This window comes from Streptomyces sp. NH27, from assembly GCF_056859195.1.
This window is the reverse complement of record NZ_JACEGK010001143.1, coordinates 1-253: the sequence shown is the minus strand read 5'-3', so window position 1 is coordinate 253 and position 253 is coordinate 1. Positions and strand designations below refer to the sequence as shown.

Annotated in this window: 1 rRNA gene; it reads right to left on the bottom strand. The window is 58.1% G+C overall.

What is annotated here, in order from left to right:
- A 23S ribosomal RNA gene (locus tag AC13HU_RS38415) occupies positions 1-253 on the bottom strand; the annotation flags it as partial.

The window sequence follows — 253 nt, the reverse complement described above, 5'->3', positions numbered from 1 at the left end:
ACCCCTAACCACAGGTCATCCCCCAGGTTTTCAACCCTGGTGGGTTCGGTCCTCCACACGGTCTTACCCGCGCTTCAACCTGCCCATGGCTAGATCACTCCGCTTCGGGTCTTGAGCGTGCTACTCAAACGCCCTATTCGGACTCGCTTTCGCTACGGCTCCCCCACACGGGTTAACCTCGCAACACACCGCAAACTCGCAGGCTCATTCTTCAAAAGGCACGCAGTCACGAGAAGCCGAGCAAGCTCGACAT